Genomic DNA, 24457 nt, shown 5'->3' with positions numbered 1-24457 from the left:
CCCCAACACTGCTCGTCGGCATCGCGCTGCTGGCGCTTACCGACCCGGCCTTCGCGCAGACCGCACCAGTCGCTCAGCCGGCGACCGTTGAGCCTCCAGCCACTCCCGTCGAACCGGCTCCACCGCCCGTTCCCGTCACCGCCGAACCTTCGCTCGAGGACCTGATCCCCGACAGCGCGGTCCGCAATCCCGAAGCCTGGGTCCAGCAGGCCCCCGCCGCGGCGGCAGCGCCCCCAGGCGCGGCAGCATTGCTCGATCCCGGCTCGCCGCTCGCCGACCTGCCCGAGCTCCAGCTCGCCTGGCCCGACGACCAGGTCCTCCCCCGCGGTCGAGCCGCTGACCCCCGAGCCCGACATCCAACTGGCTCAGGATGCGGCCGAGAAGGAGCTCGAGGCGGCGGGCGTCGCTCCGGGCGAAGCGGCGCCGCGGTTGGTCGACGCCAAGGTGGACGACTTGAGCAAGGGCGTCGAGCTGGCCTTCCCCGCGACCGAGGAAACAATCGGCCGCGACGACATCGCAGATCGTTTCGCTGCGCTGTCGACATTGCGGCGGCTGCGTGGCGACGACGACAACATCGCCCAGCTCGCGCGCCGCGCCCGCTCCGACCGCGACCTGTTGCTGGCGACGCTACGCAACTACGGCTACTACGACGCCGAGGTTTATCAGACACTCGGCGGGGCCAGGCAGGGCGGGACCAGCGATGCCGCGACGGCGACGCGCCAGCCCCCCGATCCGGGCAAGGTTCGGGTGCGTTTCGACGTGATTCCCGGCCCGCGCTATGTCTTCGGCGCGATCGACCTTCACGATCTGGAGGCCACCGGCAACGATTTCGCCAAGCTGCGCGCCGCCTTCGACATCCAGCCGGGCGAGCCGGTGATCGGCGACAAAATTGTCACCGAGCAGGCCGACCTGACCATCGAGCTGGGCGAGACCGGCTATGCCTTCGCCAAAGTCGGTGAGCCCGATCTGCTTATCGATCATGCCCGCCGCGAAGGCGACCTGACACTGCCCGTAACCCCGGCAGGCAAGTACAACTTCGGCCAGGTGATCAGCGCGCTGCCCCAGTTCCTCAGTTCGAAGCACCTCGCCCGCATCGCGCGGTTTGGTCCCGGCGATCTCTACCAGAAGTCGAAGGTCGACGACTTGCGCCGCGCGATCCTCGCCACCGGGCTGGTCTCGAGCGTAACGGTCACCCCGCGCGAGACGCAGGCCCCGGCGCCCGGCGATCCCGGCCCGGGGAAGCTTGGAACCGTCGATCTCGATGTGGCGCTGACCAAGGCCAAGCTGCGCACGATCGCCGGACTGGTGGGTTACTCTAGCGGCGAAGGGTTCCGCGCCGAAGCTAGCTGGGAGCATCGCAACTTCTTCCCACCCGAGGGCCTGCTGCGGGTGCGCGGGGTTGCGGGCACCCAGGAGCAGCTCGCCGGGGTCACCTATCGCCGCAACAACTTCATGGGCCGCGACCGGGTGCTCAGCGTCGATCTGTTCGCCCAGACCCAGGACCGCGACGCGTTCGATGCGCGGACGATCTCATTCATCACGAGCTTCGAGCGTCAATCGACCATCCTCTACCAGAAGCGCTGGACTTACGGGATCGGGCTGGAAGCGGTCGCGACGCAAGAGCGCGAGGGTCCGGTGGCGGGTATCCGGTCGCCGCGCCAGACCTACTTCATCGGCGCGATTCCGGCGCACTTCCTCTATGACGCGAGCGACGACCTGCTCGATCCCAAGGAAGGCTTCCGCGCCGGGCTGCGCTTCTCGCCCGAATATTCGAAGATCAACAACGGCGGCAGCGCGACTTACATCAAGGCGCAGTTCGACGGCAGCTACTACCAGCCGGTGAGCGAACGGATCGTGCTGGCGGCGCGCGCGCGGCTGGGAACGATTACCGGCGCGCACATTGCAGACATCGCCCCGTCGCGACGGTTCTATGCCGGAGGCGGCGGATCGGTGCGCGGCTATGGCTATCAGCAGATCGGCCCGCGCGACACGCTAGGCGACCCCAGCGGCGGCCGCAGTTTGAGCGAACTGTCGGTCGAGGCGCGCGTGCGCACCGGATTGTTCGGCGGGGCGCTGGCGTTCGTGCCGTTTGTCGATGCCGGCGCTGTTGACACGACCACGACCCCCAGCTTCCAGGACTTGCGCTTCGGCGCGGGAATCGGCGTGCGCTATTACACCAACTTCGGCCCGCTGCGGATCGATGTCGCCACCCCGCTCAACCCGCGCAAGGGCGACAGCCGGATCGGGGTCTACGTCGCGCTGGGCCAGGCGTTCTGATGGCCGACGATCCGCCGCTCCACGAAGAAGACCCGCTGACCGGCGAGGCCGCGCCCACTCCCAACGACCCCGATTCGCCGGCGCGGCGCAACTGGCGGCGCTATATTGTCACCCGCGGCGCGGCGCTGTTGGGCGCGGCGATCGTCGGCATCTTCGCGCTGATTCTGCTGCTCGACAGCCAGATCGGACACCGTTTCGTGATCGATCGGATCACCGAACTCAGCCCCCGCTCGGGCCTGAAAATCGAGGTTGGGCGGATCGAGGGTTCGATCTTCAACCAATCCACGATCCACGACATCGTCCTGCGCGATCCCGAGGGCGTGTTCATGACCGTGCCCGTTGCCGAGCTGCAATGGCGCCCGTTCTCGTGGCTGAAGAGCGGCCTGGATATTCGCAAGCTCGTGCTCCACCGCGGCGAGCTGTCGCGCTATCCCAAGCTGCGCCCCGGCGACCCCAACGCGCCGCTGCTGCCGCAGTTCGACATCCGCGTCGATCGCTTCGAGCTCGACAAGCTGACGCTGGGCGAGAAGGTGATCGGCCAGCGCCGCCGGATCGACCTCGTCTCCAAGGCCGACATCCGCCAGGGCCGGGTCCTGCTCGACGTCAACTCGCTGCTCGGCGGATCCGACCGACTGGTCGGCCACATCGACGCCGAGCCGGACCGCGACAAGTTCGAGCTCAACGCCGATTATGCCGCGCCCCGGGGCGGCGTGCTCGCCGGGCTGGCGGGCGCCAAGAGCGACATCCGCGCCAAGCTGTTCGGCAGGGGCAAGTGGAGCGACTGGAAGGGTGGCCTGTACGTCACCCAGGACGCAAAGCGGCTCGCCGCGTTCCAGTTGACCAACCGCGCGGGCCACTACGGCGTGCTTGGCCAGGCCTATCCTGACGGGCTGCTGACCGGCGCCGCCAAGGCCGCGATCGGCCCGGCACTGTCACTCAAGTTCGACGGCACCTTCCAGGATAGCGTGCTGAGCGGCAACGTCTGGTCCGACGCCGCCGCGTTCAAGGCCAACGCCGGGGGTAAGATCGACTTCGCCCAGAACCGCTTCGTCGGCTTGGTCACCAAGGTCGCGCTCGACCGTCCCGAGTTGGTCTTAGCGTCACCCAAGCTGGAAGGCGTGCGGCTGGCGGGGACTCTCGACGGGCCATTCCGCGATCTGACTTTCGCGCACGAACTCCAAATCGATCGTCTCACCGCCGGGACCACCATCGCCCGGGGACTGCGCACCGCTGGAACCGCGCGCTACGATGGATCGCGGCTCGTTCTGCCGCTCGATCTGACCGCGGCCAAGATCGTCACCGGCAACGCCCAGCTCGACCCGCGCTTCGCCGGGGCGAGCGCCAAGGGAGAGCTGGTGCTGACGGGCAACCGGCTGACCTCGGACAACCTCGCGATCAGTTTGCGCGGGCTCGCCGCCCGGCTGGTGCTGCGCGGCGACGTCGCCAAAGCGAACTACGCGGTCGCCGGGCCGGTCACCGCGCGCGGGTTCGCGCTGCCCAATCTCGGGCTGGTCGACGCCGATGCCAAGATCCTTGCCAGTATCGGTGCGGGCGCTCCGTGGAAGCTCGCGGTGAACGCCAACGGGCGGATGACGCGGATCGACAATGCGACGCTGGCCAGCGTCGCAGGCGGCAACATCCGCTTTTCGGGGGGGGCAACCTCGCCCAGAACGCGCCGATCCTGTTCCGCGACGCGCGGGTGACCGCGAGCAAGCTGAGCCTGCGGGTCAGCGGCCAGCGCCTTGCCGACGGGCGCACAACCTTCAGCGGCGGCGGCCGCCACGTCGATTACGGCCCGTTCACGGTTCGAGCCGATGTCGGCGCCGATGGCCCACGCGCGGTGCTGGTGTTCGCCAGCCCGCTCCCCGCGGCCGGGCTCAAGGACGTCCGCGTCGCGCTCGCGCCGATCAAGGACGGCTTCCGGATCGATACCGCGGGCGGATCGACGCTCGGCCCGTTCGATGGCGTCATCAATCTGTTCTCTTCGCCCGGCGGATCGACCCGCCTGGCGATCGAGCGATTGAAGGTGTGGCAGACCAACGTCACCGGCGAGGTTCTTCTCGGCAAGGCTGGGCTCAGCGGCAACCTTGCGCTGATCGGCGGCGGGCTCGACGGTACGGTCAAAATCACGCCGCAAGGGAATGGCCAGGCGATCCAGGCGCTGGTCACCGCTACCGACGCGCGGTTTGGCGGTCCTACCCCGCTGGCGATCGCGCGCGGACGGCTCGAGGCCAACGGCCTGATCGTCAAGGGCCGGACGACGATCGACGCCACGGTTTCGGCCGAGGGAATCTCGAGCGGGCGGCTGTTCATCGGCCGGCTCGCGGCCAACGCCAAGCTGATCAACGGCAGCGGCACCGTCGTCGCCTCGATCGCCGGATCGCGCGGCAGCCGCTTCGCGCTGACTGGCACCGGCCAGATTTCGCCCAACCGGGTGGTCGTTCTGGCCAGCGGCGAATATGCCGGGCGGCGGATCACGATGCCGCGGCGCGCTGTGCTGACGCGCGACGCCAAGGGCGACGGTTGGCTGCTTGCCCCCACCCAGATCGGCTTCGGCAGAGGCATCGTGATCGCCTCGGGCCGCGTGCTCGGCAGCACTACAAACGTCGAGCTCAAGATGGCGCAGATGCCGTTGTCGATCGGCGACATCTTCGTCAGTGACTTGGGTCTCGGCGGCACCGCTTCGGGCATAGTCAACTACCGCGGCGCGCCCGGCTCGGCGCCAACCGGCGACGTCGCACTGATGGTCAAAGGGCTGACCCGCTCGGGGCTGGTGCTGACCTCCAAGCCGATCGACTTGTCGCTGGTCGCCCGGCTCGGCGCTTCCAGCCTAGATACCCGTGCGACGATCAAGGAAGGCGGCGAGCAGCGCGGACGTCTGCAGGCACGGATCGCCAGGATGCCCGCTGGCGGCTCGTTGATCGAGCGCCTGCGCGGTGGAACGCTGTTCGCGCAATTGCGCTATTCCGGCCCGGCCGACGCGCTGTGGCGCCTCGCCGCGATCGAAGCGTTCGACCTGACCGGGCCGATCGCAATCGCCGCCGACGTCACCGGACGGATCGACGATCCGCGCGTGCGCGGCAGCGTCGCCAGCGACAACTTGCGCGTCCAGAGCGCGCTTTCGGGCACCGACTTGCGCCAGGTGAAAGCGCACGGGACGTTCGACGGCTCACGGCTCCAACTCACGTCGATGACCGGTACCACCAAAGGCGGCGGCAGCGTGATCGGGGCGGGTACCGTCGACCTCACCAACCTGGGTACCCGTGGCCCTTCGCTCGACTTGCGCATCGCCGCCACCAGCGCACTGCTGATCGATCGCGACGACATGGCAGCGCGCGTCACCGGGCCGCTGCGGATCGTCTCCGATGGGATCGGCGGGACGCTGGCCGGCCGGGTAACGCTGGACAGCGCGCGCTGGCAGCTCGGCCGCGCGGTCAACCCCGCGGCGCTACCGGTGATCCGCACCCGCGAGATCAACCGGCGCGCCGATGTCGCCCCTGCGCGAGTTGCTGCCTCGCCGTGGCGCTATCTGATCGACGCACGCGCGCCCAATCAGGTCGATGTCCGTGGTCTGGGCCTCGACAGCGAGTGGAGCGCCAACATCAAGTTGCGCGGCACCACTGCTGCGCCGACCATCACCGGCCAAGCCGATCTGGTGCGCGGCGGCTATGAGTTCGCGGGCAAGCGCTTCGAGCTGAGCCGCGGCCGTATCCGTTTCTTCGGCGAGAACCCGCCCGACCCGCAGCTCGACATCGCCGCCGAGGCCGACGTCGATACGCTGTCCGCGCGGATCACGATCCAGGGGACAGCGAGCAAGCCGATCATCACCTTCAGCAGCACGCCTACACTGCCCGAGGAGGAAGTGCTGAGCCGCCTGCTGTTCGGCAGCTCGATCACCAACATCAGCGCAGTCGAGGCGCTGCAACTCGGCGCGGCGGTGGCCAGCTTGCAAGGCGGCGGCGGGCTCGACCCGATCAACAAGCTGCGCAGCTCGATCGGCCTCGACCGACTGCGGATCGTCGGCTCCGACCCGGTGACCGGGCGCGGGACGTCGATCGCAGTCGGCAAATACCTCGGGCGGCGGTTCTTCGTCGAGCTGGTTACCGATGGCCAGGGCTATTCGGCGACGTCGCTGGAGTTCCGCGTCACCCGCTGGCTGGCGCTGCTGGCGACGATCTCGACGGTCGGCGAGGAGAGCGTCAATGTGAAAGTCAGCAAGGATTATTGAGCGTCACGGTGCCTAACTTGGCCGCCGCGATGGGGAAGGTCAGGCGCAACAGGCCGTCGGCAGCGCAGGCGACCCACCCAACGTATATGGTGCACTGGACCGCGACCAATTCGGTTCATTGCGGAACTTGCCTCCCGCCACGCCGGAAAAGCGGGGTTCGCACGGCTTAACTCCACACGTGCGAACCCGTTGTGGTTATCGGCAGCGGACGTCGGTCTGGTTCTGGTCGACGGAACGGCCGAGCAGCGCGCCCAGTGCGCCGCCGATCAGTGTGCCACCGGTGCGGTGGCGGCCGCCGTCGATGACGTTGCCGAGGAGCGCTCCGCCGACGCCGCCGACGATCAACCCAGTCGTCCCGTCGCTGCGCTTGCAGTAGTAACGCCCGTCCGAGCCGCGATAGACCTCATCGTTGCTGCCGAGGCGCCGCTCCGTGTAGCGCGGATCGTCGCGGTAGTAGCGCGAGGCGTCGTAATCGGTGGTGTAAGGATCGCGATCGCCGTAGCCGTAGTCGCGATCGCCGTCGCGGCGCGCCCAGCGCAGGTTGCGGCCCAGGCTGTCGAGCCGGGCATCGAGCGCATCGGCATCGCGACGCAGGGTATCGAGCTGGTAACGGGCGCGCCGGGCTTCCTCGCGATCGAGGCTGCCATCGGCGATGCCGCGATCGATGCGCCGCTCCAGCCAGTCGATCCGTTGCTGCGTGGCATCCGGCGCACCGCGCCAGAACGCGTCACGGTCCCAGTTGCTGCTGCCCGACTGCCAGCGATCGGCGGATTGCGCAGCCAGCGGGACGGCTGTGACGGCGCTCGCGGTCAGGGCCAGCGCGGCCAAAATCGATTTGGTTTGCATGCGTTCTCTCCGTTTTCCGCCATGCGGCAGCAGGGCGACAGACTTTGCCGAAAGGGTTTGCGCCGTCGCATCTTCACCCCGCCTGAATGACATAGCGAAACCGGCGACTTCTCGCGAAGCCGCCGGTTTCGATCTTGCCAATCCAGGAAAGCTCAAATCACGCGGGCAATCCGCTGATCGCCTTTACTTCCATGAAGTCCTTCAAGCCGAACAGCCCGCCCTCGCGGCCGTTGCCCGATTGCTTGTAGCCGCCGAACGGAGCGCCAGGCGACGGGCCCCAATTGTTGATCGCGACCATGCCCGCCTTGAGCTTGGGCGCGACGTCCGCGGCCTTGGCGGGGTCGCCGGTGATCGCGGCCGAAAGGCCATAGGCGGTGTCGTTGGCGATCTCGATGCCCTGCTCGAGGCTGTCGTAGGGCATGATAGTCGCCACCGGGCCGAAGGTCTCTTCCTGGGCGATGCGCATGTCCGGCGTCACGCCCGAGAACACCGTCGGCTGGATGTAGTAGCCGCGGTTGACGTTGCTCGGCAGATCGACCCCGCCGGTTTCCAGCTTGGCGCCCTCATCGATCGCCGACTGGATGAGGTCGCGGATCTTGTCGTACTGCGCCTTGTTGACCACGGGTCCGAGGTGATTGCCCTCGGTAAGCGGATCACCAACCGGGGTGGCCGAATACATCGCCGTGTAGAACGCCGCCGCCTCGGCTTCGCGTTCCTTGGGCACCAGCACGCGAGTCGGGCTGATGCAGCTCTGACCGGTGTTGATCAGCGGACCCATCGCGACGGCGGGCAGGTGCGTGGCGAAATCAGCGTCGGGCAGAACCAGGTTGGGCGACTTGCCGCCCAGTTCCTGGTGCACCCGCTTGACAGTGTCGGCGGCATTCTTGGCCACCATGATCCCGGCACGGGTCGAGCCGGTGAAGCTGACCATGTCGATGTCGGGGTGCTGGCTGATCGCGGTGCCGACGCCCGGGCCGTCGCCCTGGACGAGGTTGAATACGCCCGGGGGGACACCCGCCGCGTCGAGAATCTCTGCAAAGATCGCCGCGTTGCCGGGGCATTCCTCCGAAGGCTTGAGCACCATGGTATCGCCCGCGGCAAGCGCGGGAGCGACCTTGAGCGCGATCTGGTTGAGCGGCCAGTTCCACGGGGTGATCATCCCGACCACGCCGATCGGTTCATAGACGACCTTGTTGGCGCCCATCATCTCGCTGAACGAGAACGTCTTGAGCGCTTCCATCGTTCCGAGGAAGCCGCCGATGCCGGCGCCGACCTGCGCGGTGCTGGCGAAGCTGACCGGCGCGCCCATTTCGTTGGCCATCGACTTGGCGAGGTCGGGAACGCGCTTTTTGTATTCCTCGACAATCCGCCCCATCACCGCGAGGCGTTCCTCGGCCGTGGTCTGCGACCAGCTCTTGCCTGCCTCCTTGGCGGCGGCGACCGCGGCGTCGACGTCGGCCTTGGTGCCCAGCACGATCTCGGTGCAGGGTTCCTCGGTCGAAGGTGAGATCACCAGGTGGCGCTTGCCGCCGATGCTGTCGACCCACTGACCGTTGATGTAATTCTTGAGATAGCTGTCCACGCCGATTCTCCCGCTCTGCCCAGTTAATGGACCGATTAAATGCCCGCCGCTCATGTGGGAGAAACGCGGTCGAATGCAAGCGTCAAAAGGACAGGTGTCGGCGGTCAGCCCTCGGCCGCCGACGGAACCTTCTTGAGGACGGTATCCACCGGGATCGCCACACCGTTACCGGCCGCCACGTCCGAGCCGGAAACTCGAGCGGTCGAGCCGTCCGCTGCGGTCACGCTCAACGCTTCGCCGTCGCGAACGAAGGTCACCTCGTCGCCAGCCATCGTGGTCATTCGCACCGGCTTGCCGCGAGCCGCCTTCAGGGCGGCATCGATGTCCTTGACCGTAACGTAGCCGGGCAGAACATGCGCCTTGATCACCGAGGCCATCGCCGCGCCGTTTTCAGGCGCCTTGAGCATCGTCCCGGTCTCGCCAAGCTTGCCGAACGCGTCGTCGTCTGGGGCCAGCAGGGTGTAGGGCGCGGTCCCGTCGAACACGTTGGCGAGCCCGGTGCCCTTGAGCGCGGCGGCAACGGTGGTCAGTCCCGGAGTTCCGCCGATCGCGGCGGTCAGCGTTTCCGAGGAAACCTTGGGTGCGGCGTCGTCGGTCGCGGCCTTGTCCGCCTTGTCACAGGCGGCGAGCGGGACCAGCGCAAGCGCGGCCAGCGCCCAGGCCAACGATCGGTGCATGCGGGCGGCTCCTCCGGGGCGGCTCATGTCAGCAACTCGATCGCGGCCTTGATCAGCTGAGTGGTGGGATCGACCTGGTAAATCGTTCCGTCGCTGTAGCGGTAGTTCGACTCCGGCCCATCGACGTAGCGGTCTCGATAGCTGTAGGGCACGTTGTATACGTCGTAGCCCGCGGGAATCGGCTGACCGACCTGGAAGGTATCGCCCGTCAGCAGCGCCGAAATCGCCGTGATTGCGTTGCTCTGCGGCTCGACCCGATAAAGCGTGTCATCGTAGTAGCGATAATTGTCGGGTTGGCCGACGCCATAGTAGTCCTGATAATACGCAGGCAGCGCGGCGGTCTCGTACTGGCTGGGCCACAAGTTGCCTGGGGCAAGCGCACCGCCCAGCAACGGCAGCCAGGAATCGATCCCGCTGGCGCCGTAACGCACCAGGTAGCCGTCATAATAGCGATAGTCGCCGCTGCTCCATGCTGCGCGGTCGTGCCAGCGGTCGTCGAAATCCCACCAGTTGGGGCTGTCGTAGAACCGCGGCGCCGCCACGGCGCCGCGCGCGAGCCCCGGCGGGAGGCAGCCGTTGCCCTTCTTGGCGAGGCCCGGCGGGCACCCGGCGATCAGCCCGCGGGTGCGTTGCGGAACGGCGGAAGCCCAGCGCCATTCGCCGCCGCCATTGCGACCGTCGCGCTCGCGCGCCGCGTCCTGTCCGCCATCGTTGCGCTCCCACCTGTTTTGGGCGTTGCCGCGTTCGACCGCGACAGCACGCCTCTCAGGTCCGCCGGCCTTGGCGTTGCCGCGGTCTTCAGGGCCGCGCGATGTCGCCCGGACCTGTTGCTTGCCGCCCGCGTTGCCCTTGTTGCCGCCGTCCGGTCCCCGCATCGCGTGGCCATTGCCGCCGCCATTGCCGTGAGCCTTCTCGCCGCCACCGCCACCGCCACCGCCGTTTCCGTGAGCTTTGCCGCCACCGTCGCCCCCCGGGTGCTGGTGGGGGTTGCCGCCACCGCCGTTTCCGCCGCCCTTGCCGCCGCCGGGGTCGGCCAGTGCCGTGCTTGCCGCCAGCGCGAGTGCCGCGGCTCCAGTGAGGTATTTCAGCATGCGATAGGCTCCTTGCCTCATCGAACGCCCCGTCACGGGAGTCGTTCCGCCGTCTGTCGCGGTCCCGTTAGCCTGGATAGCGCGCGTCGCAGGGCAGGCGCGCCAGATTTGCGGCGTAGGCCGCGGCAATCTCCACGGTCTTGGCGACCTAAGGAGTCTTTGCCGGGCGAGCCCGGGTCATGCCGGATGCGTCGCGAACGAAAAAGGCGCCCGGATCGCTCCGGACGCCTCTTTGTGGGCGAAAAGGAAAGCCTTCAGGCGCTGTAATACATGTCGAATTCCACCGGGCTGGGGGTGGTTTCCCAACGCATCACTTCCTGCCACTTGAGCTCGGCATAGGCTTCGATCTGCTCCTTGGAGAAGACGTTGCCCTGGAGCAGGTAGTCGTGATCCGCCTCGAGGCTTTCCAGCGCCTCGCGCAAGGACCCGCACACCGTCGGCACCGCTTCGAGCTCGGCGGGAGGCAGGTCGTAGAGGTTCTTGTCCATCGCCTCGCCCGGGTGGATCTTGTTCTTGATTCCGTCGAGCCCGGCCATGACCAGCGCCGAATAGCACAGATACGGATTGGCCATCGCATCGGGGAAGCGGAACTCGACCCGCTTGGCCTTGTCGCCCGCGCCATAGGGGATGCGGCAGGAGGCCGAGCGGTTGCGCGCCGAATAAGCGAGCAGCACGGGAGCCTCGTAGCCCGGGACCAGACGCTTGTAGCTGTTGGTTGTCGGGTTGGTGAAAGCGTTGAGCGACTTGGCGTGCTTGATCACCCCGCCGATAAAATAAAGGCACATGTCCGACAGACCTGCATAGCCCGTACCCGCGAACAGCGGCTTGCCCTTTGCCCAAATCGAGATGTGGGTGTGCATGCCGCTGCCGTTATCGGTCTTGATCGGCTTGGGCATGAAGGTCGCGGTCTTGCCATAGGCGTGCGCGACCTGCTGGACGACGTACTTGTAGACCTGCATCCGGTCGGCGGTCTGCACCAGCGTGCCAAAGGTCAGCCCCAACTCGTGCTGCGCGGCGGCGACTTCGTGGTGGTGCTTGTCGCAGGGCAGGCCCATCTCGATCATGGTCGAGACCATTTCGCCGCGGATATCGACCGCGCTGTCGACCGGGGCGACGGGGAAATAGCCGCCCTTGGCACGCGGCCGGTGCGCCATGTTGCCGCCATCGTATTCGCGGCCCGAATTGGTCGGCAGCTCGATGTCGTCGATCTTGAAGCCGTTACCGGTATAGTCGTCGTAGAACTTGACGTCGTCGAACATGAAGAATTCGGCCTCGGGGCCGACGTACACGGTGTCGCCCACTTTGCTCGACTTCACGAACGCTTCGGCGCGCTTGGCGGTCGAGCGCGGGTCGCGGCTGTAAAGGTCGCCAGTCGAGGGCTCGACGATGTCGCAGCAGATGATCATCATCGGAGTTGCGCTGAACGGATCGATGTAAACCGCCTCGAGATCCGGCTTGAGGATCATGTCGCTCTCGTTGATCGCCTTCCACCCCTCGATCGAGCTGCCGTCGAACATCAGCCCGTCTTCCAGCTCATCCTCGCCGATCACACTGGCGACCATGGTCAGGTGCTGCCATTTGCCCTTGGGATCGGTGAAGCGCAGATCGATCCATTCGATCTCCTCGTCCTTGATCCGGGCGAGAATGTCGGTTGCCTTGGCCATGTTGATAGGTTCCCTCTTATCCAATTTTAAAAGTCCGCTTGTCCTGAGCTTGCCGAAGGACCGCCCTTCTTTTTAGGCCCGGCGCTCTGTCCAAGAAAGGAGAACGGTGCTTCGACAAGCTCAGTACGAACGGATGAATTGACCTCTAGATCGATTGCTCAAATCGCGTCGTCGTCACGCTCGCCGGTGCGGATCCGCAGCGCACTCTCGACCTGGAACACGAAGATTTTGCCATCGCCGATCCGCCCGGTCTGTGCGGCCGAGGCGATCGCCTCCACCGTGCGCTCGGCCAGGTTGTCGGGCACGACCACCTCGAGTTTCACCTTGGGCAGGAAATCGACGACGTATTCGGCGCCGCGATAGAGCTCGGTGTGGCCCTTCTGGCGCCCGAAGCCCTTCGCCTCGGTCACCGTGATCCCAGATACGCCGACCTCGTGGAGCGCTTCCTTGACCTCGTCGAGCTTGAACGGTTTGATGATCGCTTCGATCTTCTTCACATGACCCCCAAACGGCCTCTTTGGCGACGCCGTGTCGGACAACAACTCATCAAGAATCGTGCCATTGGCTTGAGGGGGGGTGTCTAAGCGATTGCAAGCGGCACCGAAAGCCGCAATTTCGCGGGTGCAGCAATTTTGCCGTTCGATACGATGCGCGCGACGCAACGATGTGGCTGTCAGCCAACCGTTTTCTGCACGAATTTTGCGCAGGGTGTGCCTAAAATTTAGGCACCCCCTGTCAATAGGGCGGCTTGTTCAGCCCGCGGGGGCTGGCGGTGAAGATTTCGCAGCCATCCTCCGTGATCCCGATCGAGTGCTCGAACTGCGCCGAAAGCGATCGGTCGCGGGTGACCGCCGTCCAGCCGTCCTCGAGCAGCTTCACCGGCGGCTTGCCCAGGTTGATCATCGGCTCGATCGTGAAGAACATGCCCGGCCGCAGCTCAGGCCCGGTCCCAGCACGAGCGGCGTGGATCACTTCGGGCGCATCGTGGAACAGGCGGCCGACGCCGTGCCCACAGAACTCGCGGACCACGCCGTAGCGGTGGCTTTCGGCATGGCGCTGGATCGCCGCGCCGATGTCTCCCAGCCGCGCGCCGGGCCGCGCCTTCTCCACCCCGATCATCAGGCACTCGTACGTCACCTCGACCAGGCGGCGGGCCTTCAGCGGCACGTCCCCAACCAGGTACATCCGGCTGGTATCGCCGTGCCAACCATCAAGCAGCGGGGTAACGTCGATGTTGACGATGTCGCCGTCCTTGAGCGTCTTTTCGGACGGGATGCCGTGGCAGACGACATGGTTGATCGAGATGCAGCACGAATGGGCATAGCCACGATAGCCCAGCGTCGCGGGCACCGCGCCGCCATCGAGCGTCATCTGCCGCACGACGTCGTCGAGCGCGGCGGTCGTGACACCGGGCTTCACCAGCGGGGCGAGCGCGTCGAGAATTTCGGCGGCCAGCCGCCCGGCCTTGCGCATCCCCGCAAACCCGGCGGGTCCATGGAGCTTGATCGTCCCGTCGCGGGGGAGCGTGTCGGTGTCGGCAACTGTCACGTAATCGGTCATGTCCCGAATATAGCGCGGGTAACGGCGAATTGCGACCTCTTACCGCCCCGGGAAACGGACGTACGGGCATCATCCCACCGAGAACGCGCCCCGATATTCCGGCTTCACTGCTTTCAACAAGCGCCGCGCTCACCGGCAAAGTGAACTCGTAGTCGCCCTCCACGTAGGGTCCGGCGGAATAAGGTCCGATCAAAACGCCGACCTTGTCGAACGTCCGCCCGTTCGACGACCCCAGGATCACGGTCTGGTCGGACGGCTTGATGCAATCGTTGAACATCGACCCGTCGCTGACCACCGGCTCGCCGCGGCGCTTGCTCCGCTCCTTGTCGAGCAGAACGCAAAGCGGCTTCTCGATCACCGCGTCGAACGCCGCCTTGGAAACGAAGGCGTCGAGCTGCGCTAGCCGCTTTCCGGCCTGCTTGTCGAACAGCAGCGAATCGTAGCCGTGGTTGGGATGCGCGCCGCCGCTGTCCTCGTAGAGTTGCGCCGACAGGCTGAGGGAAGCGGGGTGTTTCGGTCACTTTCGCCCAGGCCCGTCCCGAAGCGTAGGCACGGTATTCCAAACCGTCTTCCTTGGCCGTCGCGCGCCCTTCCTTCGCGCTCTTGATCAGGTCCGCGCGGGCCTTCGTGCGCTGGACGTCGAGCCAGGCCTTGAGCGCCGGGATGCGGCCGGCCGCGGCGGGATAACTGTAGTCGAACTCAAACAGATCGGTCGATTCCTCGACCGCGCTCGCTCCTCCTTCGCTGGCTGACGATGTCGCCGCGGCGGTTGCGCCTGAATCGCTCGAGGTGGAAGCACCTGGGGCCCGCACGCTGGCCGTCGCGGTGGCTGCCGTGGCGGGCGCCTCGCCCTTACACGCAGCCAGCAAGGCGGCGGCGATCATGACGGCAAGAACACGCGACACGCAAAATTCCTCACACCGCCGACGCAAACACGATAAGCGGCTTGGCGATGAGCGACAAGCACACCCTGATCCAGGCCGACCGCGGCCAGAAGGCGATCGACCTCGAACTGATCGACAAGGCGGGCTTCGCCGCCTGGGCGAAGGCGCTGCCGCCGACCGCGCGCGCGGCGGTGGAGGCGCAGAAGTTCGAGGGCGGCGGGTTCGAGACCGCAATCGTGCCGGCGGGAGACGGCTGGTCGGCGGTAGGCGGCGTGGCCGACACCGCGAAGCTGTCGAGCTGGTGCCTGGCCAAGCTGGCCGAAACGCTTCCCGCTGGAACCTATCGGCTCAAGGGCGCCGAGCCGGGTCCGGCGTTGCTCGGCTGGGTCACCGCGCAATATCGCTTCGATCGCTATCGCGAGGCCAATAAGACCACCGGGCCGCGCATTCTGGTTACCAACGACGCCAAGGCCATCGAACCCGCGCTGGCCGAGGCGGCAGCGGTCGCCAAGGTCCGCGATCTGGTCAACACCCCCGCCGAGGACATGGGCCCTGCCGCGCTCGAGGCCGAAGTCCGCGCGCTAGGCAAAGCGCACAAGGCGGATGTTTCCATCACTACTGGCGACAAACTCGAGCAGGAGTTCCCCCTGACCCATGCGGTCGGTCGGGCGGCGGGGCGCAGCCATGCGCCGCGGATGATCGAGCTGGTCTGGGGCAACGCGAAGCACCCGCGCCTCGCCATCGTCGGCAAGGGGGTGTGCTTCGATTCGGGCGGGCTCGACATCAAGTCGGCCAGCGGCATGCTGCTGATGAAGAAGGACATGGGCGGCGCGGCGCATGCCATCGCGCTGGCCGGGCTGGTGATGGCAGCAGGCCTGAAGGTGCGGCTCCATTTGCTGGTCCCCGCGGTCGAGAACGCCATCGCCGGCAACGCGATGCGCCCCGGCGATGTCTTCCGCGCGCGTGGCGGCATTTCTGTGGAGATCACCAACACCGATGCCGAAGGGCGGCTGGTGCTCGCCGATGCGTTGGTGCGGGCAGGCGAGGAAGATCCCGAATTCATCCTCGATTTCGCCACGCTCACCGGGGCGGCGCGGGTCGCGCTCGGCCCCGACCTGCCCGCGCTTATGGCGCGGCGCGACGAGACCGCCGCCGGGCTGATCGCCGCGGGCCTGGCGCACGACGACGCTGTGTGGCGGCTGCCGCTGCCCGAGCCCTATCGCGAATACCTCAAGTCCGACATCGCCGACCTCCAGAACAGCCCCTCGAACGGGTTCGCCGGAGCCAGCGTGGCGGGCTTGTTTCTCGACCGCTTTGTGCCTTCGGGCTTCGATTGGGCGCACTTTGATACGTTCGCCTGGCGGCCGGTCTCCAAGCCCGGTCGACCCAAAGGCGGCGAGGCGCTCGGCTTGCGCGCGGCCTGGCACTATCTGCGCGAGCGGTTCGGGTGAACGGGATCTTGTTGGCGCGGGACTCCGCCGCGCCTTGCTCCGAGGCCGAGCAGCGTCTACTCGCCCCCGCTTTCCGCCAAGAGACCTCTGTGACCGCAATTCCCCCTCAGCCAACCGACTATTCCGGACAGTACGCGCTGTCCGGCCCGGCCAAGGTGCGCGACGCGCGGGTCACCCCGATCCGCGGTGACCTCGCCGACATCGCGCTGGCGGGCAAGCTGTTCGCGCCGCACTACGTGGTGCCGATGGAGCGCGCGGTGGCGGTGCCGTTCGCGCCGCTGCGCAAGATCCCGCACGATGACGCCGAGCAGACATCGGAATTGCTCTCGGGCGAGCGGTTCATGGTGCTCGACATCGCGGGCGCGTGGGCTTGGGGCTATTGCCAGCACGATTGTTACAACGGCTACCTCGCGCTCGACGCGTTGGGCGAGCCGCAGGGCAAGGCGCCGGTCGCCAGACCGGGTGACCCGGTCGAAGCCGCGCTTGCCCGGCTCGGCATGCCGTACGTCTGGGGTGCGCGCGGTGGGGCCGGGATAGACTGTTCGGGCCTGGTGCAGACTTCGTTCGCCCACGCCGGCCAGCTCCTGCCACGCGACAGCGACCAGCAGGAGGCCTGTGGCGAAGCTGTCGATGCCGCGCGGCGGGGCGATCTGGTGTTCTTTCCCGGCCATGTCGCCATCGCCACGGGTCCCGACGAAATCGTGCACGCCAGCCAGGATGCGGGCGCGGTGGTGATGGAACCGCTCGCCGCGCTGATCGCGCGAAAGGGCGCGCCGACCCACCTCCGGCGGCTGGCATGACGGCGGTCGTCTTCGTCGATGGTGCCGCGGGGACCACCGGGCTTGAGATTGTCGAACGGCTCGAAGGCCGGCGGGATCTCCGGCTGCTCGTCCTCGATGAAGCGCAACGCAAGGACGAGGCAGCCCGGCGCGAGGCCTTCCGCTCCGCCGACTTCGCGGTGCTGTGCCTTCCCGACGATGCCGCGCGCGACGCGGTTGCCTTGGCCGAGGGCAGCAACGTCCGCATCGTCGACGCCAGCAGCGCGCACCGCGTCGCTCCTGGGTGGACTTATGGCTTTCCCGAACTCGTCGGGCGTGAGGCGGTGGCCAATGCGAGCCGGGTCAGCAATCCCGGCTGCTATCCTAGCGGATTCCTAGCGCTGGTCGCGCCGCTGGTTCGCGCCGGGCTGCTGCCGGCCGACTGGCCCTACACGGTTCACGCGGTCTCGGGCTATTCGGGGGGCGGCAAGGCCCTGATTGCGCGGTTCGAAGCCGACCGCGACATCGCCTGGCGCGGCTATGGCCTGGGCGGCGGGCACAAGCATGTGCCGGAAATGCGGAAATGGGCCGGCCTGGTCCACGCGCCGCTATTCGCGCCCGCGGTGATCCCGGCGTTTCGCGGGATGGCCGTTGAAGTGCCGCTGCCTGCCGCGATTGGCGCCGACGCGGCGGCCCTGCGCGGTGCGCTGGCCGATTTCTTCACCGGTTCTGCGCTGGTGCGGGTCGCACAAGAATGGCCTGCGGACGGCGAAATCCTGCTGCGCGGATCGAGTGCGCCGAGCGATGCGCTGAGCTTGCATGTATTCGGTGGCGCAGAAGGGATCCGCCTGATCGCGCTGCTCGACAACCTCGGCAAAGGCGCCAGCGGTGCGGCGGTGCAGAGTTTGAACTTGATGGCGGGACTGGAAGAAACCGCCGGGCTGCGGCTCTGAATTCCTCGCCCCAGAATGGGGAGAGGATGGCGAAGCTTGCGCCGCAGGCGCTAGCGCAGCCTGGATAGGGGTCGCGCACTGCCGCCGCCCCTGTCAACTTCGACTAGGCGCATCGGCGCCAAGCCTTCGTATCTCTCCCCGCACGCGGGGCGAGAGCAACCTAATCTTCTTCGGCAATCGTCACTTTCAGCCCGTCGAGCGCATCGGTCATCGGCACCTGGCACGACAGCCGCGAGAACTCGTTGCGGTGGTCGCTGCTGTCGAGCAGGTCGTTCTCGTCTTCACTCATCGCGGGAAGCCGGTCGGCAAACGCCGGGTCGACGTGGATGTGGCAGGTCGCGCACGAACAACAACCGCCGCACAGCGCGAGCAGCTCGTCGAAGCCGTTGTCGCGGATGTTTTCCATCACTGACAGGCCCGTGGTCGCTTCGACGGTCGATTCTTCCCCGGCACGATTGGTCACCAGCAGCTTCGGCATATCGGTCGTGTCCCTGCTTTGTTCGCATCGGCGCTATCGCCGCTTTGGCCGGGCTGCTAGTGCCCACGTGGAAGTTTGGCAAGCGGAGCGGTGACCGATGGGATTGACGGCCGAGAGGATCAAGGCGGGGCTGGATCACGTCGCCACGCTCGAACCGCTGATCGGCGCGGCGATCGAACGCGCCGGCTATCCCGAACCGCGCTTCCGCTCGACCGGATATGTCACCCTGCTGCGCACGATCGTCGGCCAGCAAGTCAGCGTCGCCGCCGCCGCCTCGGTGTGGAACAAGCTGGCGGCGCTGCTGGGCGACGACATCCCGCCCGAAGCCCTGCTCGCCGCCGATTTCGACAGTCTTCGCGCCTGCGGCTTCTCGCGCCAGAAGCAGGGTTATGCACGCAGCTTGTGCGAACTGGTGGTCTCCGGCGAACTCGACCTCGACGCGCTGCCCGCCGACGACGAGGCCGCCATCGCCGAGCTGACCCGGATCAAGGGCATCGGCCGCTGGTCGGCGGAGATCTATCTCCTGTTCGCCGAAGGCCGCCCCGACATCTGGCCCGCAGGCGACCTGGCGGTGCAGGCGGGGCTGGCAAAACTGCTGGGGCTGGAGACCCGCCCCGACGAAAAAGCCGCGCGCCTTCTTGCCGAACCCTGGCGCCCGCACCGCGGCGCGGCGGCCATCTTCACCTGGCATTGCTACAACAATCCGGCGCTTTGAAGCGCTACTCTTCCCCTGAAGACGAGAGGGCGGGCCGTTCGGAATCTTCGTCTTCCGTGCTCCCGAATGCCGCGAACGCGTCGTCGACCGGCTCCAACAATCCGGCGGCGCGCAGTTCATCGATGCCGGGCAGATCGCGGCGCGATTCGAGGGCGAAGTGAGTGAGGAAATCGGGGGTGGTCGCATAGATCACCGGGCGGCCCGGCACTTCGCGGCGCCCGGCGACGCGGATCCAGCCGGCCTCCATCAGCACGTCGAGCGTGCCCTTGGCGGTCTGGACGCCGCGGATCGCCTCGATTTCGGCGCGGCTGACCGGTTCGTGGTAGGCGACGATCGCGAGGACTTCGGTGGCGGCGCGGCTGAGGCGGCGGACATCCTCGCGTTCGCGGCGCAGGAGGTGGGCGAGATCGGGGGCGGTCTGGAAATGCCAGCGCCCGCCACGCTCGACCAGTTCGACCCCGCGGCCCGCATAATGGCCTCCCAGTCGCACGAGTGCTGCTGCAACATCGGCGTCGCCGAGATGCTTCGAGAGCTGCATCGCGGTCATCGGCTCGGTTGCCGCGAACAGCGCGGCTTCGACGGCGCGGGTGAGGTCGTCCATCAGGCCAGAGCTCTCAGCCGGAGCACGCCGAAGGCCTCGTCCTGCGCCAGTTCGGCCTTGCCCTGCCGCGCCAGTTCAAGCGCGGCGACAAAGCTGGAGGCCAGCGCCGAGCGGCGCAGGCGCGGATCGGCGAAGGGGGGAAGGAATTCCTCCAGCGCCATCCAGTCGAGCGCCACGCCGAGCATCGCGGCGACGCGGGACAGCGCGCTTTCGAGCGTCATCACCGCGCGGTCGCGGACCATGTGGACCACCGGCGCCGTCCGCGCCTTGACCTGACCATAGGCCTGGACGAGATCGAACCAGTCGCACTGCCAGGCGTTGCGCCGTTCGACCCGCAAACCTTCGGGCGCGCCGCGGGCGAACACGTCGCGGCCCAGCCGGTCGCGAGCCATCAGCCGGGCGCCCGCCTCGCGCATCGCGCCCAGCCGCTGGAGCCGCAGTTGCAGGCGCAACGCGAGCTCGTCGGCGCTGGGCTCTTCCTGCTCCTCCTTCGGCAGCAGCAGCAGCGACTTGAGGTAGGCGAGCCAGGCGGCCATCACGAGGTAGTCGGCGGCCAGCTCCAGCCGCAGCGCGGCGGCGCGCTCGACATAGCCGATGTACTGGTCGGCCAGCGCGAGGATCGATATCCCGCGCAGATCGACCTTCTGGCGACGGGCGAGATCGAGCAGTAGGTCGAGCGGGCCTTCCCAGCCATCGAGTTCGAGATAGAGCGCGGCGTCGTCGGTCGGCCGCGCCGCCGGGCCGTCCCACGCCTCGTCGCCCGCGAACAGGCTGGTCGGGAGGACCGCCTCGTCCATCAGGCGCTCGCCGCCAGCGCCAGCAGCCGGTCGCGGGTATCGAGCAGCGCCGTCTGCGCGGCAATCTCCACCGGGGCCGAGAAGTCGGCCGTTCCCGCCAGCGCGCGATCGAGCCTGGCCTGGGTCTCCCTATCCATCGCCGGCAGGCGCTGGGCGATGCCGACCATGTCGTCCATCTTCGCCCAGCAATTGAGCGCTATATCGCATCCCGCCGCGACCGCGCGTTCGGCCCGCTCGGGCACCGAGCCGGTCAGCGCCTCCATATCGAGGTCGTCGGTCAACAGCAGCCCGTCGAAGCCGATCCGCTTGCGGATGACCTCCTGGATCACGAACGGCGAGAGCGTGGCGGGGTTCTGGGCATCCCACGCGGTGAACAGCAAGTGTCCGGTCATGCCGATGGCCGCGTCCTTGAGCGCGCGGAACGGGGCGAGGTCGGTTTCGAGTTCCTCCTCGCTCGCGGTAACGGTGGGCATCGCCTTGTGCGTATCGACCGAGGTCCGCCCGTGGCCCGGCATGTGCTTGACCGTCCCCGCGACCCCCGCCCGGCCGAGCCCGTCGAGCACCGCGCGGCCGAGCGCGGCGACCCGCATTGGCTCTGACCCCAGCGCGCGGTCGCCGATCACGTTGTTCGCGTCGGGCTGGCGGACGTCGAGCAGCGGGAGGCAATCGACGTTGATCCCGACCTCGGCAAGGTCGAGCCCCAGCGCATGGGCGTTGCTGCGCGCCGCCTCGATCGCGCTGATCGGGGCCAGGTCATAGAGTTTGTCGAACGCCTCGCCCGGCGGGAACGCGAGCCACTGCGGCGGCTTCATCCGCGCCACCCGGCCGCCCTCCTGGTCGATGCAGATGAAAGTGCGGTCTCGCCCATGGAGTTCGCGCAAACTGTCGGTCAGCGCGCGGACTTGACCACGATCAACGATGTTGCGTCCGAACAGGATATAGCCTGCGGGGTCGGCGTCGCGAATAAAGGCACGCTCGTCGGCGGTGAGCGTCGGGCCGGAGAGGCCGAAGATTGCGGGGACCATGCGATGAATCTGGCGGAAATGCTGGACTTGGGCAAGCGCGACGCGGTGAATGGTGGGGAAAAGGCTGCACAACCGTTCACCGTCGCCCCGGCCCAGGCCGGGGGTCAACCAGGCTCTGCGCCCGCGCCGGCATCACCGTGCCAAGAATCCGGATGGAACCCGGCCTGCACCGGGGCGACTAAAGTTGATTTGTTGCGAGCGGCAACCTTGTGTTGCCAATCAGCAACACTATCTCCCACGCACACAGGAGGCACGCCTTTTCCATGAACCTCGAAAAATTCACCGACCGCGCCAAGGGATTCCTTCAGAGCGCGCAGACCGTCGCGATCCGGATGAACCATCAGCGGATCGCGGCCGAGCATGTGCTCAAGGCGCTGCTCGAGGATGGCGAAGGCATGGCCAGCGGGCTGATCCAGCGCGCCGGGGGCGACCCCCAGATCGCGCATGCGGAGATCGACAAGGCGCTGGCCAAGACGCCCGCGGTCTCGGGCGGCGGGGCACAGGCCACGCCGGGGCTCGACAACGACGCGGTGCGGGTGCTCGACCAGGCCGAGAAGATCGCCACCAAATCGGGTGACAGCTTCGTCACCGTCGAGCGGATGCTGGTCGCGCTGGCGCTGGCGACGACCACCGCCGCCGGCCAGGCGCTGAAAGCCGCCGGGGTCGATGCGAAGAAGCTGGAGACCGCGATCACCGAGCTGCGCGGAGGCCGCGAGGCGCACAGCGCCAGCGCCGAGAACGCCTATGACGCGATGAAGAAATACGCCCGCGACCTGACCCAGGCGGCGCGCGACGGCAAGCTCGATCCGGTGATCGGCCGCGACGAGGAAATCCGCCGCACGGTCCAGATCCTCGCCCGCCGGACCAAGAACAACCCCGCGCTGATCGGCGAACCCGGCGTCGGCAAGACCGCGATCGCGGAAGGCCTGGCGCTGCGGATCGCCAACGGCGACGTTCCCGACAGCCTCAAGGACCGCCGCCTGATGGCCCTCGACATGGGCAGCCTGATCGCGGGCGCGAAGTATCGCGGCGAGTTCGAGGAGCGGCTCAAGTCGGTGCTCGACGAGGTCAAGGGCGCCGAGGGCGAGATCATCTTGTTCATCGACGAGATGCACACGCTGATCGGCGCGGGCAAAGGCGAAGGCGCGATGGACGCGAGCAACCTGCTCAAGCCCGCGCTGGCCCGCGGCGAGCTCCACTGCATCGGCGCGACCACGCTCGACGAGTACCAGAAGCACGTCGAGAAGGACCCCGCGCTCCAGCGGCGGTTCCAGCCGGTGTTCGTCGGCGAGCCCACGGTCGAGGACACGATCAGCATCCTGCGCGGTCTGAAGGACCGTTACGAGCTGCACCACGGGGTGCGGATCACCGACGGCGCGATCGTCGCCGCCGCGACGCTGAGCAACCGCTACATCGCCGACCGCTTCCTGCCCGACAAGGCGATCGACCTGATGGACGAGGCCGCCAGCCGCATCCGCATGGAAGTGGAGAGCAAGCCCGAGGAGATCGAGAACCTCGACCGCCGGATCATCCAGCTCAAGATCGAGGAAATGGCGCTCGGCCGCGAAAGCGACCAGCCGAGCAAGGATCGCCTGACCACGCTGCGCACCGAACTGGCGGGGCTGGAGGAACAGTCCGCCGCGCTGACCACGCGCTGGCAGAACGAACGCGACAAGATCGCCGCCGAAGGCAAGATCAAGGAAGCGCTCGACGCGGCGCGGCTCGAACTGGAACAGGCGCAGCGCGCGGGCGACCTCGCCAAGGCGGGCGAGCTTTCCTACGGCCGCATCCCCGAACTGGAGAAGCAACTCGCCGAGGCGCAAGCGCTCGACACCTCGAACATGCTGCTGCGCGAGGAAGTCACCGCCGACGACATCGCCGCGGTTGTCAGCCGTTGGACCGGCATCCCGATGGAGCGGATGCTGGCGGGCGAGCGCGAGAAGCTGCTCAAGATGGAAGAGACCATCGGCAAGCGGGTGATCGGCCAGAGCGACGCGGTCACCGCGGTCAGCAAGGCGGTGCGCCGCGCGCGGGCCGGGTTGCAGGACCCCAACCGGCCCTTGGGCAGCTTCCTGTTCCTGGGCCCCACCGGCGTCGGCAAGACCGAGCTGACCAAAGCCTTGGCCGGGTTCCTGTTCGACGACGACAGTGCGATGGTCCGCATCGACATGTCGGAATTCATGGAGAAGCACGCGGTCAGCCGCCTGATCGGCGCGCCTCCAGGCTATGTCGGTTACGACGAAGGCGGGGTCCTGACCGAAGCGGTGCGCCGCCGCCCCTATCAGGTCGTGCTGTTCGACGAGGTCGAGAAGGCCCACGCCGACGTGTTCAACGTGCTGCTCCAGGTGCTCGACGACGGCCGCCTGACCGATGGCCAGGGCCGCCAGGTCGATTTCACCAACACGCTGATCATCCTGACCAGCAATCTGGGCAGCCAGTACCTCGCCAGCCTCGACGAGGGACAGGACGTGAGCACGGTCGAGCCGCAAGTGATGGAAGTCGTGCGCGCACACTTCCGTCCGGAATTTCTCAACCGGCTCGACGAGATCATCCTGTTCCATCGCCTGGGCCAGGAGCACATGGCGCCGATCGTCGATCTGCAGGTCGAACGGGTGGCCAAGCTGCTCAAGGACCGCAAGATCACGCTGGAGCTGAGCGATGCGGCGCGGCGCTGGCTGGGGCGGGTCGGCTACGATCCGGTCTATGGCGCGCGGCCCTTGAAGCGCGCGGTGCAGCGCTATGTCCAGGACCCGCTCGCCGACAAGCTGCTGGCGGGCGAAATTCCCGACGGCAGCACGGTCAAGCTCGACGACGGCGATGGGGCGCTGACGATCGCGGTGTCCTGACGCGGGTTGACCCGCTGGCTGGCG

The 24457-nt window shown here is 67.4% G+C and carries 20 protein-coding genes; 9 read left to right on the top strand and 11 right to left on the bottom strand.

The window, feature by feature from the left end; genetic code table 11:
- Window positions 1-453 precede the first annotated feature (453 nt).
- The 3 genes from GKE62_RS13185 to GKE62_RS13175 are packed head-to-tail and all read left to right on the top strand — an operon-like array spanning window position 454 to window position 6505.
- A complete protein-coding gene (locus tag GKE62_RS13185; protein ID WP_230206688.1) occupies window positions 454-2277 on the top strand; it encodes an autotransporter assembly complex family protein in 1824 nt (607 codons plus the stop codon).
- Window positions 2277-3980 (top strand): hypothetical protein, encoded by a 1704-nt coding sequence (locus GKE62_RS13180; RefSeq protein WP_154692637.1) that lies wholly within the window; start codon window positions 2277-2279, stop codon window positions 3978-3980. The genes GKE62_RS13185 and GKE62_RS13180 overlap by 1 nt, the downstream gene beginning before the upstream one ends.
- Window positions 3977-6505, top strand: a complete 2529-nt coding sequence (locus GKE62_RS13175; RefSeq protein ID WP_154692636.1) for a translocation/assembly module TamB domain-containing protein — start codon at window positions 3977-3979, stop codon at window positions 6503-6505. The genes GKE62_RS13180 and GKE62_RS13175 overlap by 4 nt, the downstream gene beginning before the upstream one ends.
- A gap of 195 nt (window positions 6506-6700) precedes the next feature.
- On the opposite strand, the gene GKE62_RS13170 is transcribed toward GKE62_RS13175, so the two are convergent.
- From GKE62_RS13170 to map, 7 genes are all read right to left on the bottom strand, one after another.
- Complete coding sequence (locus tag GKE62_RS13170) at window positions 6701-7333, bottom strand: glycine zipper 2TM domain-containing protein (protein ID WP_230206687.1); 633 nt, start codon at window positions 7331-7333, stop codon at window positions 6701-6703.
- Between the two features lie 175 nt (window positions 7334-7508).
- A complete protein-coding gene (locus GKE62_RS13165) occupies window positions 7509-8933 on the bottom strand; it encodes an aldehyde dehydrogenase family protein (RefSeq protein ID WP_154692634.1) in 1425 nt (474 codons plus the stop codon).
- 104 nt (window positions 8934-9037) lie between these two features.
- Window positions 9038-9610: a fasciclin domain-containing protein gene (locus tag GKE62_RS13160; RefSeq protein ID WP_195908383.1), complete on the bottom strand. Its 573-nt coding sequence runs from the start codon at window positions 9608-9610 to the stop codon at window positions 9038-9040.
- Window positions 9611-9633: 23 nt separating this feature from the next.
- Window positions 9634-10701 carry a hypothetical protein gene (locus GKE62_RS13155; protein ID WP_154692632.1) on the bottom strand — a complete coding sequence of 356 codons (1068 nt, stop codon included), beginning with the start codon at window positions 10699-10701 and terminating at the stop codon, window positions 9634-9636.
- Window positions 10702-10955: 254 nt separating this feature from the next.
- Complete coding sequence (glnA, locus tag GKE62_RS13150; RefSeq protein ID WP_154692631.1) at window positions 10956-12365, bottom strand: type I glutamate--ammonia ligase; 1410 nt, start codon at window positions 12363-12365, stop codon at window positions 10956-10958.
- Between the two features lie 158 nt (window positions 12366-12523).
- The gene (locus GKE62_RS13145; protein WP_154692630.1) at window positions 12524-12862 is read right to left on the bottom strand and encodes a P-II family nitrogen regulator; all 339 of its coding nucleotides are present in this window, start codon (window positions 12860-12862) and stop codon (window positions 12524-12526) included.
- A 238-nt stretch (window positions 12863-13100) separates the two neighbouring features.
- On the bottom strand, window positions 13101-13925 hold the full coding sequence (gene map / locus GKE62_RS13140; protein WP_154692629.1) for a type I methionyl aminopeptidase: 825 nt from the start codon (window positions 13923-13925) through the stop codon (window positions 13101-13103).
- Between the two features lie 269 nt (window positions 13926-14194).
- Between map and GKE62_RS19065 the strand changes: the two genes are divergently transcribed.
- The 4 genes from GKE62_RS19065 to argC all read left to right on the top strand — a co-directional run bounded on the left by GKE62_RS19065 (window position 14195) and on the right by argC (window position 17971).
- Window positions 14195-14368: a hypothetical protein gene (locus GKE62_RS19065; protein ID WP_230206686.1), complete on the top strand. Its 174-nt coding sequence runs from the start codon at window positions 14195-14197 to the stop codon at window positions 14366-14368.
- Window positions 14369-14877: 509 nt separating this feature from the next.
- Window positions 14878-16260, top strand: a complete 1383-nt coding sequence (locus GKE62_RS13135; protein ID WP_154692628.1) for a M17 family metallopeptidase — start codon at window positions 14878-14880, stop codon at window positions 16258-16260.
- A gap of 89 nt (window positions 16261-16349) precedes the next feature.
- Window positions 16350-17060 carry a C40 family peptidase gene (locus GKE62_RS13130; RefSeq protein ID WP_230206685.1) on the top strand — a complete coding sequence of 237 codons (711 nt, stop codon included), beginning with the start codon at window positions 16350-16352 and terminating at the stop codon, window positions 17058-17060.
- Entirely contained in the window at window positions 17057-17971 is a 915-nt protein-coding gene (gene argC, locus GKE62_RS13125; protein ID WP_154692627.1) for an N-acetyl-gamma-glutamyl-phosphate reductase, read from the top strand. Before GKE62_RS13130 ends, argC begins: the two co-directional genes overlap by 4 nt.
- Before the next feature lie 160 nt (window positions 17972-18131).
- Here the strand turns inward: argC and GKE62_RS13120 are convergent, their stop codons facing one another.
- Window positions 18132-18449, bottom strand: coding sequence for a 2Fe-2S iron-sulfur cluster-binding protein (locus GKE62_RS13120; protein ID WP_154692626.1), 318 nt, complete (start codon window positions 18447-18449; stop codon window positions 18132-18134).
- Between the two features lie 97 nt (window positions 18450-18546).
- Here GKE62_RS13120 and GKE62_RS13115 point away from each other — a divergent pair, with 97 nt between their 5' ends.
- Complete coding sequence (locus GKE62_RS13115; RefSeq protein WP_154692625.1) at window positions 18547-19164, top strand: DNA-3-methyladenine glycosylase; 618 nt, start codon at window positions 18547-18549, stop codon at window positions 19162-19164.
- A 4-nt stretch (window positions 19165-19168) separates the two neighbouring features.
- Here GKE62_RS13115 and scpB read toward each other — a convergent pair whose 3' ends face one another.
- The 3 genes from scpB to nagZ are packed head-to-tail and all read right to left on the bottom strand — an operon-like array spanning window position 19169 to window position 21587.
- The gene (gene scpB, locus GKE62_RS13110; RefSeq protein ID WP_154692624.1) at window positions 19169-19765 is read right to left on the bottom strand and encodes an SMC-Scp complex subunit ScpB; all 597 of its coding nucleotides are present in this window, start codon (window positions 19763-19765) and stop codon (window positions 19169-19171) included.
- Window positions 19765-20562: a ScpA family protein gene (locus tag GKE62_RS13105; RefSeq protein ID WP_154692623.1), complete on the bottom strand. Its 798-nt coding sequence runs from the start codon at window positions 20560-20562 to the stop codon at window positions 19765-19767. Before GKE62_RS13105 ends, scpB begins: the two co-directional genes overlap by 1 nt.
- A complete protein-coding gene (gene nagZ, locus GKE62_RS13100; protein WP_154693720.1) occupies window positions 20562-21587 on the bottom strand; it encodes a beta-N-acetylhexosaminidase in 1026 nt (341 codons plus the stop codon). The genes GKE62_RS13105 and nagZ overlap by 1 nt, the downstream gene beginning before the upstream one ends.
- Window positions 21588-21850: 263 nt before the next feature.
- Here nagZ and clpB point away from each other — a divergent pair, with 263 nt between their 5' ends.
- A complete protein-coding gene (gene clpB / locus GKE62_RS13095) occupies window positions 21851-24433 on the top strand; it encodes an ATP-dependent chaperone ClpB (protein ID WP_154692622.1) in 2583 nt (860 codons plus the stop codon).
- Window positions 24434-24457: the final 24 nt, after the last annotated feature.

This window comes from Novosphingobium sp. Gsoil 351, assembly GCF_009707465.1.
Lineage (GTDB): Bacteria > Pseudomonadota > Alphaproteobacteria > Sphingomonadales > Sphingomonadaceae > Novosphingobium.
The sequence above is the reverse complement of the archived record's forward strand: the minus strand, read 5'-3'. Positions and strand labels throughout refer to the sequence as shown.

Coding starts and splice junctions, on each gene's coding strand:
- GKE62_RS13180 (WP_154692637.1), top strand. CDS start 2,277: ATGGCCGACGATCCGCCGCTCCACGAAGAAGACCCGCTGACCGGCGAG.
- GKE62_RS13160 (WP_195908383.1), bottom strand. CDS start 9,610: ATGCACCGATCGTTGGCCTGGGCGCTGGCCGCGCTTGCGCTGGTCCCG.
- GKE62_RS13155 (WP_154692632.1), bottom strand. CDS start 10,701: ATGCTGAAATACCTCACTGGAGCCGCGGCACTCGCGCTGGCGGCAAGC.
- glnA (WP_154692631.1), bottom strand. CDS start 12,365: ATGGCCAAGGCAACCGACATTCTCGCCCGGATCAAGGACGAGGAGATC.
- map (WP_154692629.1), bottom strand. CDS start 13,925: ATGACCGATTACGTGACAGTTGCCGACACCGACACGCTCCCCCGCGAC.
- GKE62_RS13135 (WP_154692628.1), top strand. CDS start 14,878: ATGAGCGACAAGCACACCCTGATCCAGGCCGACCGCGGCCAGAAGGCG.
- argC (WP_154692627.1), top strand. CDS start 17,057: ATGACGGCGGTCGTCTTCGTCGATGGTGCCGCGGGGACCACCGGGCTT.
- GKE62_RS13120 (WP_154692626.1), bottom strand. CDS start 18,449: ATGCCGAAGCTGCTGGTGACCAATCGTGCCGGGGAAGAATCGACCGTC.
- GKE62_RS13115 (WP_154692625.1), top strand. CDS start 18,547: ATGGGATTGACGGCCGAGAGGATCAAGGCGGGGCTGGATCACGTCGCC.
- scpB (WP_154692624.1), bottom strand. CDS start 19,765: ATGGACGACCTCACCCGCGCCGTCGAAGCCGCGCTGTTCGCGGCAACC.
- GKE62_RS13105 (WP_154692623.1), bottom strand. CDS start 20,562: ATGGACGAGGCGGTCCTCCCGACCAGCCTGTTCGCGGGCGACGAGGCG.
- nagZ (WP_154693720.1), bottom strand. CDS start 21,587: ATGGTCCCCGCAATCTTCGGCCTCTCCGGCCCGACGCTCACCGCCGAC.
- clpB (WP_154692622.1), top strand. CDS start 21,851: ATGAACCTCGAAAAATTCACCGACCGCGCCAAGGGATTCCTTCAGAGC.